Source organism: Pseudoduganella namucuonensis (assembly GCF_900116645.1).
Classification (GTDB): domain Bacteria; phylum Pseudomonadota; class Gammaproteobacteria; order Burkholderiales; family Burkholderiaceae_D; genus Rugamonas; species Rugamonas namucuonensis.
In genome coordinates this window covers 69888-86660 of sequence record NZ_FPBO01000015.1, presented here as the reverse complement: position 1 = coordinate 86660, position 16773 = coordinate 69888, and the positions used below count along the sequence as shown (strand labels likewise).

Annotated in this window: 11 protein-coding genes; 5 read left to right on the top strand and 6 right to left on the bottom strand. The window is 67.0% G+C overall.

Annotated features, from left to right (window positions below):
* Positions 1-3: 3 nt before the first annotated feature.
* The 5 genes from BM436_RS16940 (at position 4) to BM436_RS16920 (ending at position 8058) form a co-directional block, all read left to right on the top strand.
* Positions 4-2133 carry a sialidase family protein gene (locus BM436_RS16940; protein WP_093556711.1) on the top strand — a complete coding sequence of 710 codons (2130 nt, stop codon included), beginning with the start codon at positions 4-6 and terminating at the stop codon, positions 2131-2133.
* A gap of 109 nt (positions 2134-2242) precedes the next feature.
* On the top strand, positions 2243-4381 hold the full coding sequence (locus BM436_RS16935) for a WD40/YVTN/BNR-like repeat-containing protein (RefSeq protein WP_093556710.1): 2139 nt from the start codon (positions 2243-2245) through the stop codon (positions 4379-4381).
* A 19-nt stretch (positions 4382-4400) separates the two neighbouring features.
* The gene (locus BM436_RS16930) at positions 4401-5636 is read left to right on the top strand and encodes a glycoside hydrolase family 27 protein (protein WP_229490377.1); all 1236 of its coding nucleotides are present in this window, start codon (positions 4401-4403) and stop codon (positions 5634-5636) included.
* The gene (locus tag BM436_RS16925) at positions 5633-7255 is read left to right on the top strand and encodes a family 43 glycosylhydrolase (RefSeq protein WP_093556709.1); all 1623 of its coding nucleotides are present in this window, start codon (positions 5633-5635) and stop codon (positions 7253-7255) included. Before BM436_RS16930 ends, BM436_RS16925 begins: the two co-directional genes overlap by 4 nt.
* Positions 7252-8058, top strand: coding sequence for a polysaccharide deacetylase family protein (locus BM436_RS16920; protein WP_229490375.1), 807 nt, complete (start codon positions 7252-7254; stop codon positions 8056-8058). Before BM436_RS16925 ends, BM436_RS16920 begins: the two co-directional genes overlap by 4 nt.
* Before the next feature lie 11 nt (positions 8059-8069).
* Here BM436_RS16920 and BM436_RS16915 read toward each other — a convergent pair whose 3' ends face one another.
* The 6 genes from BM436_RS16915 to BM436_RS16890 all read right to left on the bottom strand — a co-directional run bounded on the left by BM436_RS16915 (position 8070) and on the right by BM436_RS16890 (position 16689).
* Positions 8070-8549: a DUF3016 domain-containing protein gene (locus BM436_RS16915; RefSeq protein ID WP_093556708.1), complete on the bottom strand. Its 480-nt coding sequence runs from the start codon at positions 8547-8549 to the stop codon at positions 8070-8072.
* Between the two features lie 96 nt (positions 8550-8645).
* Entirely contained in the window at positions 8646-9419 is a 774-nt protein-coding gene (locus BM436_RS16910; RefSeq protein ID WP_093556707.1) for a substrate-binding periplasmic protein, read from the bottom strand.
* A gap of 116 nt (positions 9420-9535) precedes the next feature.
* Positions 9536-11887 (bottom strand): xanthine dehydrogenase molybdopterin binding subunit, encoded by a 2352-nt coding sequence (xdhB, locus tag BM436_RS16905; protein WP_093556706.1) that lies wholly within the window; start codon positions 11885-11887, stop codon positions 9536-9538.
* Positions 11884-13371, bottom strand: a complete 1488-nt coding sequence (gene xdhA, locus BM436_RS16900; RefSeq protein WP_093556705.1) for a xanthine dehydrogenase small subunit — start codon at positions 13369-13371, stop codon at positions 11884-11886. The genes xdhB and xdhA overlap by 4 nt, the downstream gene beginning before the upstream one ends.
* 34 nt (positions 13372-13405) lie before the next feature.
* Positions 13406-14707 (bottom strand): NCS2 family permease, encoded by a 1302-nt coding sequence (locus tag BM436_RS16895; protein WP_093556704.1) that lies wholly within the window; start codon positions 14705-14707, stop codon positions 13406-13408.
* Positions 14708-14862: 155 nt separating this feature from the next.
* Positions 14863-16689: an allantoate amidohydrolase gene (locus BM436_RS16890; RefSeq protein WP_093556703.1), complete on the bottom strand. Its 1827-nt coding sequence runs from the start codon at positions 16687-16689 to the stop codon at positions 14863-14865.
* Positions 16690-16773 lie beyond the last annotated feature (84 nt).

The following is a 16773-nucleotide window of genomic DNA, read 5'->3' as shown; positions in this document are numbered from 1 at the left end:
GCAATGAAAGTATTGAAATCAATGCCGATGCTGGCCGCGGTGCTCGCGTTCGCCGCCAGCAGCGCCGCCGCGTACACGTGGGACAACGTGGCCATAGGCGGGGGCGGATTCGTCTCGTCCGTCATTCCAAGCAAGACCGAGCAGGGCATGGTGTACGCCCGCACCGACGTGGGCGGCGCCTACCGTTGGGACAAAACCGCGCTCAAATGGAAGCCCATGCTGGACTGGGTGTCGGAAAACGAAACCGGCTACCTCGGCGTCGACTCGCTCGCCGTCGATCCCAAGAACGCGGCCAAGGTCTACATGCTGGCCGGGATCTCCTACTTCAACGGCGGCAAGACCGTGATCCTGCGCTCCAGCGACTACGGCCAGACCTACGCCATCACCGACGTCACCGCCCAGTTCAAAACCCACGGCAACGGCATGGGACGCCAGAACGGCGAACGGCTGGTGGTCGATCCCGGCACCTCGAGCACGCTGTACGTCGGCACCCGTTGGAACGGCCTGTTCAAGAGCGTCGACTCGGGCGCCACCTGGAACCGCATGACGGCCCTGAACGTGACCACCACGCCGAACGAGGCGGGCATCAGCTTCGTGCTGCCCGATCCGCACAGCCTGTTCAACGGCGTGGCCCAGCGCATCCTGGTGGGCGTGTCGCGTTACGGCTCGGTCGGCACCAACCTGTACGTCACCAACAACGCCGGCGCCACCTTCACCGCGGTGAGCGGCTCGCCATCGGACCTGATGCCTCAGCGCGCCGTCTACGACGGCGCCGGCAACATGTTCATCACCTACGGCAACGGGGCCGGGCCGCATGGCCACCCGTCGCAGCCGGAGCCTATGGACCAGGGCAAGATCTACAAGTACAGCGTGGGCACCGGCGCCATGACCAACGTCACGCCGGCCGGCATCAACCGCGCCTTCAGCGGCATCAGCGTGGCCAACGGCAATTCGCAGCGCCTGGTCGCCTCGACCACCAACACCTACATGCAGCAGGGCAGCGCATGGGGCGACCGCGTCTACATCTCGACCAACGGCGGGGCCAGCTGGACCGACGTGATCGCGCGCGGCTACGCCATGGATACCGGCGGGGTGTCGTGGATCTCGACCGAGAGCATCCACTGGGCCGGATCGATCGAGTTCGATCCCTACGACAGCAAGTCGGTGTGGGTCACGTCCGGCAACGGCATCTTCAAGACCTCCGACATCGACGCGACCACCACCACCTGGCGCTTCGACGTCAAGGGACTGGAGGAGACCGTGCCGCTCAACCTGGTGAGCGTGCCGGGCGGCCCCGTGGTGTCGGTGATCGGCGACTACGACGGCTTCCGCCACACCAACGTCGCGTCCTACGCCCCCATCCACGCGCCGCGCATGGGCACCACCATCGGCCTGGCGCACGCCGTGGGCAACAACGGCGCGATGGTGCGCACGGGCAACGGCAGCATGTATTACACTTGGGACGGCGGCACCAGCTGGACCAAGTCCCCGGTGATGAACGGCACCTTCGGCCAGGTGGCCCTGTCGGCCAACGGCGGGACCTTGCTGCACAGCCCGCAGGGTTCGACCACCAGCTACCGCTCGTGGAACATGGGCTCCAGCTGGACGGCGATCAGCGGCCTGTCGACCGCCGACCTGCGTCCGGTGGGCGACACCGTCAACTCGAACAAGTTCTACGCCTATAACAACGGCACCATGATGGTCAGCACCGATGGCGGCGCGTCCTTCCAGGCGCGCGGCACGATGGCGTCCGGCGGTTCGAACCTGATCCGCGTCGCGCCGGGCAGGGAGGGCGACATCTGGGTACCGCTGAATGGCGGCGGCCTGGCCCGCTCGACCAATTCGGGCACCTCGTTCAGCACCATTTCCGGCGTGAGCAACTGCGCCGCGGTCGGCTTCGGCAAGGCCGACGTGGGCGCCACCTACCCGACCGTGTACATTTGGGGCACGGTGGGCGGCGTGCGCGGGCTGTTCAGGTCGACCAACACCGGCGCGAGCTGGGTGCGCGTGAACGACGACGCGCACGAGTACGGCGGCCCGGGCAACGGTAATTTTGTCGTCGGCGACATGAACACCTTCGGCGTGGTGTATATGAGCACGGCGGGCCGCGGCATCGTGGTTGGCAAGCCGTAACTGTTTTACGACGGCCACTCGGCAGTGCCCCCGCGCAAGCGGGGCGCTGCCTTTTTGTCGTTTCGGCGGAAGCGGGAACGAGTTGGAATAAACAAAGGAGTAGCGGCGGATGACACTGCTGAAAACCCTATTGGTGGCCGCCGCGCTGGCGCACTGCGCCAGCCACGCCGCCCCGTCGGCGAACTACGCGTGGGACAGCGTCGCCATCGGCGGCGGCGGCTTCGTTTCCGCCGTCATTCCAAGCACGGCGGAAGCGGGCGTGGTCTACGCCCGCACCGACGTGGGCGGCGCCTATCGCTGGGACAAGGCCGCCGCGCGCTGGATGCCCTTGCTGGACTGGGTGGCGGAGGACGAGGGCGGCCACCTCGGCGTCGAGTCGCTGGCGGTCGATCCCAAGAACGCGGCCAAGGTGTATATGGTGGCCGGCATCGGCTATGCCAACAAGGGCAGGAGCGTCGTGTTGCGCTCCAGCGATTACGGCAAGACCTTCGCCGTCACCGAAGTCACCGCCCAGTTCAAGGCGCACGGCAACGGCATGGGACGGCAGAACGGCGAGCGGCTGGCGGTCGACCCGGGCTCGGGCAACGTGCTGTACGCCGGCACGCGCTGGAACGGCCTGTTCAAAAGCACCGACTCGGGCGCGAGCTGGACCCGCATGGCGGGACTGAACGTCACCACCACGCCCAACGGGGCCGGCATCAGCTTCGTCATGCCCGACCCGGCCAGCGTGTCCGGCGGCGTGGCGCGGCGCCTGTATGTGGGCGTGTCGCGCTACGGCTCGGTGGGCCCCAGTCTTTACCGCAGCGACGACGCGGGCGCCAGCTTCACCGCCGTGGGTGGCGCGCCCGCCACGCTGATGCCGCAGCGCGCCGCGCTGGACGGCGCCGGCAACCTGTACCTCACCTACGCCAACGGCGCCGGTCCGCACGGCCACCCGTCGCGGCCCGAGCCCATGGACAAGGGCCAGATATGGAAGTACAACACCGGCAACGGCGCCTGGACCGACGTCACGCCGTCGGGCTACAGCGCCTCGTTCAGCGGCATCAGCGTGGATCCGAACAATCCGCAACGCCTGGCCGCTTCCACCATCAGCACCTATCTGCCGCAGGGCGACGCCAAGGGCGACCGCCTCTTCCTGTCCACCAACGGCGGCGCCAGCTGGACCGACGTGGTGGCGCGCGGCTTCGCCAAGAACACGGCCGGCATATCATGGATCAACGGCCACGCGATCCACTGGGCGAGCACGATCGTGTTCGATCCCTTCGACACCAAGGCGGCATGGGTCACGTCCGGCAACGGCATCTTCAAGACCGCCGACATCAACGCCGCCACCACCACCTGGACCTTCAACGTCGCGGGCCTGGAGGAGACGGTGCCGCTGGGCCTGGTGAGCGTCCCGGGCGGACCGCTGGTCTCGGTCATCGGCGACTACGACGGCTTCCGCCATGACGACGTGACGCGCTACGCGTCCATCCACAAGCCCGGCATCGGCACCACCACCGGCCTGGCCGTGGCGGCGGCCAACACCGCGGCGATGGTACGAGTGGGCAAGGAGATGTATTACTCGACCACCGGCGGTGCCAGCTGGACCAAGACCGCCAGCCTGAACGGCGGCAAGGGCCAGGTCGCCCTGTCCGCGGACGGCGCGACGCTGCTGCACAGCCCCGAGGGTTCCACCACCAGCTACCGTTCCATCGATTCCGGCGCCACCTGGACGGCGATCCGCGGCCTGGCGGCCGCGAACCTCCGCCCGGTGGCGGACCCCGTCGACTCCGGCAAATTCTACGTCTACGACAACGGCGTGATGCGGGTCAGCACCGACGGCGGCGCGTCCTTCGGCGCCAGGGCCTCGCTGGCCGCCGGCGGTTCCAACGTGGTGCGCGTCGCGCCGGACCGGGAAGGGGATGTCTGGGTGGCGCTGAACAACGGCGGCCTGGCCCGCTCGACCGATTCCGGCGCCTCGTTCGCCACGCTGGCCAGCGTCAGCCATTGCGGCGCGGTCGGCTTCGGCAAGGCCGCGGCCGGCGCCGCCTATCCGGCCATCTACATCTGGGGCACCGTCGACGGCGTGCGCGGCGTGTACCGTTCCATCGATACAGGCGCCAGCTGGGTGCGCGTGAACGACGACCGGCACCAGTACGGCGGCCCGGGCAATGGCCAGTTCGTGGCGGGCGACATGAACACCTACGGCGTGGTCTACATGAGCACCGCCGGCCGGGGCATCGTTTACGGCAAGCCCGCGCCGTGACACTACACCAGGAGACACCATGAAGTTCAGGTTCAAGGCGCGTCTGGGGGCGTGCATGCTGTTGGGCGCCGCGCTGTCCGGCCACGCCATGGCGCAGAAGTTCGAAGAGCTGGCCGCCACGCCGCAAATGGGCTGGAACAGCTGGAACAAGTTCGCCTGCGAGATCGACGAGCGCCTGATACGCGAGACCGCCGACGCCATGGTGAAGCAGGGCATGAAGGACGCCGGCTACCAGTACATCAACATCGACGACTGCTGGCATGGCGTGCGCGACGCGGACGGCAACATCCAGCCGGACGCCAAGCGCTTCCCGTCCGGCATGAAGGCGCTGGCCGATTATGTGCACGGCAAGGGCCTGAAGCTGGGCATCTATTCGGACGCGGGCGCCACCACCTGCGGCGGCCACCCCGGCAGCCGGGGACATGAATACCAGGACGCCATCACCTACGCGCGCTGGGGCATCGACTACGTGAAGTACGACTGGTGCGACACCAAGGGCTTGAACGCGGAGGCGGCCTACACCACCATGCGCGACGCCATCCGCGCCGCCGGCCGCCCCATGCTGTTCAGCATCTGCGAGTGGGGCGACAACAAGCCGTGGGAATGGGCCGGCCCGGTCGGCCATTCGTGGCGCACCACCGGCGACATCGCGCCATGCTGGGATTGCGAGATCGGCCATGGCAGCTGGAGTTCGCTGGGCGTGCTGCGCATCCTCGACAAGCAGGCGCCCGCGCGCAAGTTCGCCGGTCCCGGCCACTGGAACGACATGGACATGCTGGAGGTGGGCAATGGCATGACCGAGGACGAGGACCGCGCCCACATGTCGATCTGGGCCATGCTGGCCTCGCCGCTCATCTCCGGCAACGACCTGCGTACGATGCCGGAAGCGACGCGCCGCATCCTGACCCACGCGGGCATCATCGCCATCAACCAGGACAAGCTGGGCATACCGGCGTTCCGCGCCTACGCCGACGGCCGGATGGAAGTCTGGGCCAGGCCGTTGGCCGACGGACAGTGGGCGCTGATGTTCCTGAACCGTTCCGGCCAGGCCATCGATTACCGCCATGATTGGCGCGAGCATCCGATAGGCGACGACGTCAGCAAGCGCTCGGCCGAATTCGGTAAAACCACCTACCGCTGGAGCGACGTCTGGGGCAAGCGGACGGGCGACACCAGCACCAAACTAGAGACCCGCATCGCGCCGCGCAGCGCGCTGGTGCTGCGTCTGGCCATCACAAACCAGGAGAGTAAATGAAAGCAAGCAGACGCACCACATTGAAGGCATTGCTGGCGGGCGCCGCGATCGCGCCGCAGGTCTCGCAGGCCGCGCCGGCCCGCGCCTGCGCGACGAAACCGGCGGAGCCGGTGTGGGCCGCCGGCATAGAGGGGCAGCGCAAGGCCGACCTGGGCAATGGCACCTTCCTCAACCCCATCATCGCCGGCGACCACCCCGATCCCACCATCCTGAAGGACGGCGCGGATTACTACATGACGTTCTCGTCGTTCTTCTCCTATCCCGGCGCCATCATCTGGCACTCGCGCGACCTGGTGAACTGGGCGCCGATCGGACCGGCGCTCACCAAGCCCCTGGGCAGCGTGTGGGCCATGGACCTGATCAAGCACAATGGCCGCTATTTCATCTACATCCCGGCCGACCCGGATGGCAAGCAGTCCATCTTCGTGATCTGGGCCGACGACATCAAGGGCCCGTGGAGCGAGCCGGTCGACCTGAAGATCTCGGGCGCCATCGACCCCGGCCACATCGTCGGCGAGGACGGCAAGCGCTACCTGTTCGTCAACGGCGTGCGCCGCATCCGCCTCACCGACGACGGCCTGGCCACCGACGGCGAACTGGAACAGGCCTACGCGCCGTGGCAGTATCCCAAGGACTGGGTGGTGGAGATGTTCGCGCCCGAGGGGCCCAAGCTGCTCAGGCGCGGCGAATGGTTCTACCTGGTGACCGCCGTTGGCGGCACCTCCGGCCCGCCCACCAGCCACATGGTCATCGCCGCGCGCTCCCGTTCCATCCACGGGCCCTGGGAGCACTGCCCGCAGAACCCGCTGCTGCGGACGCAAAGCGCGGACGAGATGTGGTGGTCGCGCGGCCACGCCACGCTGGTGGAAGGGCCGGCCGGCGACTGGTGGATGGTCTACCACGGCTACGAAAACGGCTACCGCACGCTGGGCCGGCAGACGCTGCTGCAACCGGTGGAATGGACCAGCGACGGCTGGTTCAAGGTGAAGGGCGGCGACCTGTCGTCGCCGTTGCCGATGCCCAGGAAAGGCAAGGCCGGTCCGTCGGACTACGCCAAGTCGGGCGGCTTCCCGGCCGACAAATTCGGCGTGCAGTGGAGCTTCTTCAACCCCGCGCCCGGTGAAATGCAGCGCGTGCGATTCGAGGACCGGGCCATCTCGGTGGCCGGCAAGGGCACCGCGCCCGCCAACTGCTCGCCGCTCACCTTCATCGTCGGCGACCGCGCCTACGAGGCCACGGTGACGCTCGACATTTCCGGCGGCGCGCAGGGCGGCCTGCTGCTGCACTACAGCGACCGCATGTTCGTCGGCCTCGGCTTCAGCGGGACGCACATGTACACCTGGAACTACGGCGAGGAGCAGAGCTGGATGCGGACCGAGATGCCCACGTCGACCGTGCACCTGCGCGTGCGGAACGACCGGCACATCGTGACCTTCAGCTACTCGCACGATGGCAAGAACTGGACGCAGCACCCGTGGCAAATGGAGGTGTCGGGCATGCACCACAATGTGCTGGGCGGCTTCCTCAGCCTGAAGGTCGGCGTCTACAGCGCGGGGCAGGGCACGGTGCGCATGCGGGACTTCCGCTACCGCGCGCTCAACACGCGGGGCAAGGCGTGAGCATCCGCCTGATGCTGGCCCTGTGCGCCGGCGCCGCGCTGTTCCCGGCCGGCGCCGGCGCGGCCGACGCGGCGTTCAAGTGGCCGAACGGGCAGAAGGCGGCCGTCAACCTCGCCTACGACGACGCGCTGCCCTCGCAGCTCGACCATGCGATACCGGCGCTGAACCAGCATGGGCTGAAGGGCACCTTCTACCTGTCGCTGGCCAGCGAGACCATAGAGCGGCGCCTGCCGGAATGGCGCGCCGCCGCGGAACGGGGCCACGAGCTGGCCAACCACACGCTGTTCCACCAGTGCTCGGGCTCACCCGCCGGGCGCGAGTGGGTGGCGGCGCACCGCGACCTGGACAAGATGAGCGTGGCCCAGATGCGCGACCAGGTGGTCATGGCCAACACCATGCTGTACGCCATCGACGGCAAGCGCGAACGCAGCTTCACCGCGCCCTGCATCGACAAGAACGCGGGCGGGCGGAACTACATCGACGCCGTCAAGTCGGAATTCGTCGCCATCAAGCTCGAAGGCGGCAGCGGCGTGACGGCCGACATGGGCAAGCTCGATCCCTACGCGGTGGGCGTGTCCTTCCCGAGCGGCGTCACGGGCCAGCAGTTGATCGCCATCGTGCGGGAGGCCGCCGCGAAAGGCACGATGGCGAACATCACCTTCCACGGCGTCGGGGGCGACTACTCGAGCGTGTCCACCGAGGCGCACGAGGAACTGCTGAAGCACCTCGCCGCGCACAAGGACGTGTACTGGGTGGACACCTTCGTCAACCAGATGAGGTATGTGAAGCAGCAGAGCCGATAGATCGGCCGGCCCTAGCGGGCCGCGAGTACGTCCTTGCGGAACCAGTCGTCCAGCATCTGCTTCTCGTGCCCGTACAACTCGTTGTTGTAGTGGTTGTAGCCCATCAGGTAAGCCGCGTCGGCCAGGCGGCGCTCGCCGCTGCGCAGCACTTTGCCGTCCTGTTCCACGCTGTAGCGGAGATGGATGCGCGGCCAGTCCGCGCGGCCCCGCATGATGCGCACGTCCTGGACCGGCACGCGGGGAAACACGTCGCCGGCCAGATCGATGTCCAGGAACTCGACCTTCAACTCCTGCCCCGCCGGCAGCTTGGCGGCCAGCTTGTCGACGTGTTCGCGGAAGAGGGCTTCCATGGATTCCAGTTCCGAATTGAATCGGGGCACATCGGTCATCTTGTCGGGGTTGACGTAGGTGACCGTGGCTCCCGCGCACGCGTAGCCGGATGCGGCCGTGAACGCCAGCGCCATCGCGGCTTGAAGTATGAGTTTGTTCATGGTAAATCCTCGCTGCTAATTCCTGTTCCGAGGCAAATAACTATACTCTTAATTGGGCGGTCAGCAGCGCAATAATCACCGCGCGGCGGGCGACACTCAATCGGCCACGGCCGTCTCGGGAAGATATTGGCTGGTCAGCGTCTTGAACTTCGCGGTCTTTTTGAAGCTGGCCAGCGCCTGGTCGTACTGCCTGGCCCTGGCCTCCGATTCCGGCTTGTGCGCGAAGACGATGTAGGCGGGCGTCACGCTGAGCGGCGGCGACAGGATCTCCACGTCGTCCAGCCGTCCCAGCTTGCGCATCTCGTGGATGATGTTCAAGTCGTTCTCGACGATGGCGTCGAAGCGCTTGACCAGCAGCTTGCGCATGTTCAGCGCGGCGGTGGCCACGGTGTCCACCCTGGCCCAGGAGGCGTGGCGCAGTTGTTCGAATTCGTCGTTGACGCGCTTGTCGGCGTACAGGCCGATGGAGCGCCGCCGCATGAACTTCTCCAGGTCGCCGTCGTACTTGATCCTGCTGTCGCGGCGCACCACCAGCACGTTCTTCTGGTCCAGGATGGATTCGCGCGGGAACAGCATGTATTCCGCGTAGTCCTTGAAGTACAGGACCGTCATCGCCATGTCGCAGCGCCCCGCGCGCGTTTCGGACGCCACCCTGGCCCAGGGCATGTAATCGATCCTGATGCGCCAGCGCAGCGCGGCGGCCACATGGCGCAGGATCTCCACCGCGTAGCCGGCGGGCCGCCCGTCCGCGTCCTCCATGGTCTGCGGCGCCAGGGTCAGGCTGCACACGCGCAGCTCGGGCTCCGCGCCGCCGGCCGTCGCGTGCGCGGCTTGCAGCAGAAGCAGCATACTGAAAAAGATAGTCTTCATGTCGGCACCAAACGGGCCAGCCGGGTCACTACTGTCAAAGTAGTAACACCGCCGGCGGGCGAAAAAAAACCGGGCCTTAGTCAGGCCCGGCTTTCATTTTCCATCAACCGGCGCGATCAGGCGGCGGCCTGTTCGCGCACCGCCTCCACGGCGTCCAGGATCGCCTCGCTGGTCGCGGGGGCGCGCAGCGGGGGATTGATCTTGTGGCCGCCCACCGAGGCAATCGCGTTGCGGATCGCCAGGAACACGGAGAAGGGCAGCAGCAGCGGCGGTTCGCCCACGGCCTTGGAACGGTGGATGCTGTCGAAGGCGTTGCGGTTCTTGAACAGGCGCACGTCGAAGTCCTCCGGGCAGTCGGACACGCCCGGGATCTTGTAGGTCGACGGCGCGTGCGTCATCAGCTTGCCGGCCTTGTTCCACCACAGTTCCTCGGTGGTCAGCCAGCCCATGCCCTGGATGAACGCGCCCTCCACCTGGCCCACGTCGATGGCCGGGTTCAGCGAATTGCCCGCGTCGTACAGCGCGTTCACCTTCAGCAGCTTCCATTCGCCCGTCAGCGTGTCGACGATCACTTCCGACACCGAGGCGCCGTAGGCGAAGTAGCCGAACGGGTTGCCGTTCATTTTCTCGCGGTCCCACGACAGGCCGGGGGTGGCGTAGAAGCCGTCCGACCACAGCTGCACGCGGGCCAGGTAGGCCTTCTGCACCAGGTCCGGGAAGCCGACCGTGGCGCCGCCGGCGTACACCACGTCGTTGGCGAACACCACCTCGTCCGGATCGCAGTTGTAGGTGGCGGCGGCGAAGGCGCGCAGGCGCTTGTTCAGCGTGGCGGCGGCGTCCTGCGCGGCCTTGCCGTTCAAGTCCGCGCCGGTCGAGGCGGCGGTCGCGGAGGTGTTGGCCACCTTGCTGGTGTCGGTCGCGCTGGCGCGCACCCTGGCCAGCGGAATGCCCAGCTCGTGCGCCACCACCTGGCACACCTTGGTGTTGATGCCCTGGCCCATTTCGGTGCCGCCGTGGTTCACCAGCACCGAGCCGTCGGTGTAGATGTGCACCAGCGCGCCGGCCTGGTTGAAGTGCGTCACGTTGAAGGCGATGCCGAATTTCACCGGGGTCAGCGCCAGGCCCTTCTTCAGCACCGGGCTGGTGGCGTTGAACTTGTCGATGGCTTCGCGGCGGGCGCGGTACGCGCTCTCGTTTTCCAGTTGGCCCACCAGGTCGTGGATGACATTGTCGACCACCTTCTGGCCGTACTGCGTGTAGTTGCGGCCTTCCTCGTCGTTGCGGCCGTAGAAGTTCACCTTGCGCACGTCCAGCGCGTCCTTGCCCAGGTTGCGGGCGATCTCGTCGACGATGTACTCGATCGCGATCGCGCCCTGCGGGCCGCCGAAGCCGCGGAAGGCGGTGTTCGACTGGGTGTTGGTCTTGCCGGCCATGGCGCGGATGTCCACGTCGCTCAGGTAGTAGGTGTTGTCGAAGTGGCAGATCGCGCGGGTGGCGACCGGCGCCGACAGGTCGGCCGAGAAGCCGGCGCGGGTCACCATCTGCACCCTGGCGGCGGTGATCAGGCCGTTGTCGTCATAGCCCATCTCGTACTCGTAGTAGAAGCAGTGGCGCTTGCCGGTGACCATCATGTCGTCGTCGCGGTCGGCGCGCAGCTTCACCGGGCGCTTGAGCGTGGCGGCGCTGACGGCGGCGCAGGCCGCCCACAGCGCGGACTGCGATTCCTTGCCGCCGAAGCCGCCGCCCATGCGGCGGCATTCGATCACCACCGCGTGCGACGGGTAGTGCAGGGCGTGGGCCACCACGTGCTGCATCTCGGTCGGGTGCTGGGTCGAGCAGTACACGTGCATGCCCTTGCCTTCCTTCGGCAGGGCGTAGGAGATCTGGCCCTCCAGGTAGAACTGCTCCTGGCCGCCCACGTGCAGCTTCCCTTTGAGGAAGTTCTTCGAATGCCTGAACGCCTCCTCGGCGTTGCCGCGCTGCAGGCGCATCGGCGGCACCACGAACGATTCCGCGTCGCGCGCCGCCTCGGGCGTCAGGATGGCGGGCAGTTCCTCGTACTGGATGTCGGCCTTGCGCGCGGCGTGGCGCGCCTGGTCGTGCGTTTCGGCCACGACGATGAAGATGGGTTGGCCCACGTACTCGACCTTTTCCTCGGCGAGTATGGGGTCGTCGTGGATGATGGGGCCGCAATCGTTGGTGCCGGGGATGTCCTTGTAGGTGTACACCGCCACCACGCCCGGCATGGCTTTCACCGGCTCCAGGTCGATGGACAGCAGGCGCGCGTGCGCCTTGGTGGACAGGCCCAGCGCGGCGTGCAGCGTGCCTTGCGCCTCGGGGATGTCGTCGGTGTAGGTGGCCTCGCCCAGTACGTGCAGGATGGCCGATTCGTGCGGATGGTTCTGGCCGACCTCGGACCAGCCCTTGGCCGCGCCCAGGGTCATGAATGCTTCGGACTTGCTGTTCATGCCGCGCTCCTTTCATTGAAGGCAAAGGCATTGACGGAGGATGCCGGCAGCGCGTCTTCGGTACGGGTTTCCATCCAGAAGCGGCGCAGCAGGTTTTGTGCGGTTTTCATACGGTAGCTTGCGGTGGCGCGCATGTCGGTCAGCGGCGTGTAATCCCGCGCCAGCGCGGCCATGCCGGCCTTCAGCGTCTCCTCGTTCCACGGCTTGCCGTTGATCGCGGCCTCGGCCAGCGGGGCGCGCTTCGAGGTGGCGGCCATGCCGCCGTAGGCGATGTGCGCGTCGCGCACGACGCCGTTCTCCAGCGTGATGGCGTAGGCGGCGGCGACGGCGGAAATGTCCTGGTCGTAGCGCTTGGCCAGCTTGTAGGTGCGGAATCGCTGGTTCGCCTTCGGCATCGGGATGCGCACGGCCTCCACGAATTCGCCCGGCTGCCAGTCCTTCTTCATATAGTCGAGGTAGAAGTCCTGCAACAGCATGGAGCGGCGGCCTTGCGAACCGTTCAGCACGATCTCGGCGCCGAGCACGATCATCCACGGCGCGGAATCGCCGATCGGCGAACCGTTGGCGACGCTGCCGCCCAGGGTGCCGGTGCTGCGGATCGGTTGCGAGGCGAAGCGCTGCCACAGCTCGTGCAGCGAGGCGTCCTGGTAATGCGCCAGCACGGCCTGGTAGGCGTCGTCCAGTGAGACGGCGGCGCCGATCTCCAGCATGCCGTCCACGATGCCCAGCTTGTGCAGTTCCTTCACCTGGCGCACGTAGATCACGTCGCCCAGGTTGCGCATCTGCTTGGTCACCCACAGGCCCACGTCGGTGGAGCCGGCCAGGATGGTGGCCGCCGGTTTCGCGGTGCGCAGTTCCGCCAGTTCCGCCAGGGTGCGCGGTGCGTGGAAGGTCTGGCCGTCGTGGGTGTAGCTGAACATGGTTTCCCGTTGCAGGTCTTGCAGGGCGGCCGCCAGGGCCTCCCGGTCGAAGCGCACCGGCGGCAGTTCGCCCATGCGGTGCGCCGCGTCGATAATGGGGCGGTAACCGGTGCAGCGGCACAGGTTGCCGGACAGTGTCTCGTCGATCGTCTTGCGGCACAGGGGCTCGGACTGACCCTCCTGCTTCAGGTACAAGCTCCACAGGGACATCGCGAAGCCGGGCGTGCAAAAGCCGCATTGCGACCCGTGGCATTCAACCAGCGCCTCCTGCACCGGGTGCAGTTCGCCGTTCGGCTGCTTCAGGTCTTCCACCGAGAACACCGCCTTGCCGTCCAGCGTGGGCAGGAACTGGATGCAGGAATTGACGTTCCGCATTTCCAGTTCGCCGTCGACCAGCGAGCCGATCACCACGGTGCAGGCGCCGCAGTCGCCTTCGGCGCAGCCTTCCTTGGTGCCGGTGCAATGCCGGTCTTCACGCAGGTGCTGCAGCAAAGTGCGGGTCGGTGAAGCGGACGCGACTTCTTGGACGCGGCCCTGATAGTAAAAACGTATCGGTTGAGACACTGGGTGTGACATTGTGGGACTCCTCTATTTCTTTTTAGCCGGGCAGGTAAATCGTCTTGAACAGGAAGATGCCGGCGATCCCCCAGAGCATAAGGCTGACTTCGCGGTGTTTGCCAGTCAGCAGTTTAAGGCCGGCGTAGCTGATGAAGCCCAGCGCCAGGCCGTTGGCGATCGAGTAGGTGAAGGGCATCACCAGCGCGGTGATCACGGCGGGGATGCTTTCCGTGGTCTCCGCCCAGTTGATCTCGGTCAGTTCGCGCAGCATCAGGCAGGCCACGAAGAACAGGGCGGGCGCGGTGGCGTAGGCCGGCACCACGCCGGCCAGCGGCGCGATGAACAGGGCCAGCAGGAACAGCACGGCGATGGTCACGGCGGTGAGGCCGGTGCGGCCGCCCGCTTGCACGCCGGCGGCGCTTTCGATGAAGGCGGTGGTGCTCGAGGTGCCCATCACGGAACCGGCGATGATGGCGCCGGAGTCGGCCAGCAGGGCCTTGTTCATGCCGGGGGGCATTTTGCCTTCCTTCATCAGGCCGGCGCGCTGCGCCACGCCCATCAGGGTGCCGGTCGCGTCGAACAGCTCCACCAGGAAGAACACCAGCACCACGTTCAGCAGGCCCTTCGAGACCGCGCCCACCACGTCCAGCTGCATGAAGGTTGGCTCGATCGACGGCGGCGGCGCGACGATGCCGCGGAACTCGTTGCCGCCGAAGACGAAGCTCAGCGCGGTGACGACCATGATGCCGATCAGCAGGGCACCGGTGACGCGCAGGCGGTCCAGCGCCACGATGGTCAGGAAGCCGATGATGGCCAGCACGGGCTCGGGCTTGTGCAGGTCGCCCAGGGTCACGAAGGTGGCGGGATTGGCCACCACGATGCCGGAGTTCTTCAGCGAGATCAGCGCCAGGAACAAGCCCACGCCGGCGGGGATCGCGGTGCGCAGCGACGGCGGGATCGCGTTCATGATCTTCTCACGCACGCCCAGCAGCGAGACCACCAGGAAGCAGCAGCCCGAGATGAACACCGCGCCCAGCGCCGATTGCCAGGGGAAGCCCATGCCCAGCACCACGCCGTAGGCGAAGTAGGCGTTCAGGCCCATGCCCGGCGCGAGGCCGATGGGGAAGTTGGCGTACAGGCCCATGATCAGGGTGCCGATCGCCGCCGCCACGCAGGTGGCCACGAAGACGGCGTCCTTGGGCATGCCCGCGTCGCCGAGGATCGACGGGTTGACGAAGATGATGTAAGCCATCGTCAGGAACGTCGTGAGGCCGGCCAGCACCTCGGTGCGGACATTGGTCCCGTTCTCGCTGAGCTTGAAGTAGTTATCCAGGAAGTTCATTTTGCTTGTCTCATGATTAATTTTTATACGCCTGAAACCCGTCTTGGAGACGGACAAATTTGGCGGTCCTTGCGGACGATCCCCGCTTTCGCGTATCTGTACTTTGGTCTATGGGCTCCTCGGCGGCCTATGGGCCTGGACATATTCGTTATCAGCTATTCCGTATATTCGCGGGCCTCGCGCGCCGCCTCCCTGGCCTCGCGCGCCTCTTTCGCCGCGCGCGCGGGGCGGGCCTTGAAGTTGCGCAGGAAGTCGAGCAGCACGCGGGCCGCCACGTCGGCGTCGTCGGCCGTCATGGTCTCGAGCGGGTTGTGGCTGATGCCGCCATTGCCGCAGCGGGAAAACAGCATGGCCACGTCGGTGACGCGGGCCATCAGCATGGCGTCGTGTCCGGCGCCGGAGGCGAGCTGGAAGGGCGGCACGCCGGCGCGCTCGGTGGCGGCGGCCAGCTGCTGCATCAGCCACGGCGCGCACGGCGCGCAAGGGGCGGAGACGACCAGTTCCATCGTGTATTCGATGTGGCGGGAAAGACACACATTTTCTATCTTGGCAACGATATCGGCCACCGCCGCGTCGCGCGCGGCGTCGTTGGCGGCGCGGATGTCGAGCGAGAAGTGGCAGCGGCCCGGGATCACGTTGGTGGAGCCGCCCGGCACCTGGAGCTGGCCGACGGTGCCGACCAGGTCCGAGTCCGGGTCTTGCGCGCAGCGCTGTTCCACGTACAGGATGATCTCGGCGGCGGCCGCGGCGGCGTCCTTGCGCATGCCCATGGGCGTGGTGCCGGCGTGGCTGGCCAGGCCCTTGAATTCCACCAGGTAGCGGTTGCTGCCCGCGATCGACGTCACCACGCCCACCGGCAGGCCGCGGTCGAGCAGCACCGGGCCCTGTTCTATATGCAGTTCCACATAGCCCAGCAGGTCGGACGGGTCGCGCGCCAGCGCGGTGATGGCGCCCATGTCCTGCACCGAGTCGGCCAGCACGTCGCGCAGTTGCACGCCGTCGCGGTCGCGCAGGTCCAGCAGTTCGGGATCGAAGGCGCCGATCACCGCGCTGCTGCCCAGGAAGGTGCTCTTGAAGCGCACGCCTTCCTCCTCCGAGAAGGCGATCACCTCGAAGTGGAAGGGCAGGGTCTCGCCGCGCTCGTGCAGCTGCTTGACCACGGCGATGGCGGTCAGGATGCCCTGGCGGCCGTCGTACTTGCCGCCGTTGCGCACCGTGTCGTAATGCGAGCCGGTGATCAGGGTGCGCGCCAGCGGATCGGTCGACAGGTAGCGGCCCACCACGTTGCCCACCGCGTCGATGTGGGCGTGCATGCCGGCCTCGCGCATCCACTGCGCCAGCTGCCTGGCGGTGCGGCGGTGGGTCTCCGTCATGTAGGTGCAGGTCAGGCCCTGCTCGTCCTCGCTGAATGCGCCGATGGTCTCGGCCCAGGCCATCACGGCGTTGCCCATCACGGGCTCGAACTGCAGCAGCGCGTTCAGGCGCATCTCGGCGATGCGGTTGATCTGGCGCAGCGCCTCGCGCCGCTCGTCGGCCGCCTGGTTGCGCAGGCGGCGGCGGAAGGTGGCGATGATGGCTTGCCGCGTCAGGCCCTTGCCGTCCGCGCCCTTGACCGCGACGATGAAGGGGAAGCCGAAGCGGTTGTTGTACGCCGCATTCAATTCGTGCAGGGCGGCGAACTCCTCGGCGCTGCACAGGTGCAGGCCGGCCTTGGCCTGCTCGCCGGTCGATTCCGGCGTCAGCTCGCCGGCCACGGCGGCCTTGCCGGCCAGCTCCGGGTGGGCCCGGATCAGGCCCAATTGTTCGTCGCGCGTGGCCTCGGCCACCACTTGCTGCAGCGCCAGCTTGAGCGCCTCCACGGTGCGGAACGGCCGCCGCTCGGCGGCGCGCCGCGGAATCCACGGCGAGTGTTCATACAGGCCGTGCAGCGTGGCGCTGAATGCCAGCACGTCGCATGTGTTCAGTTGCTTCAGAGTCGTCATCGTGCAATCGGGCGGCAGTGGACGCCGCCCGCTCCAGGTAGAGGGGTCAGGGTTATTGCAATTTGATAATAGTGGGCCGGATGG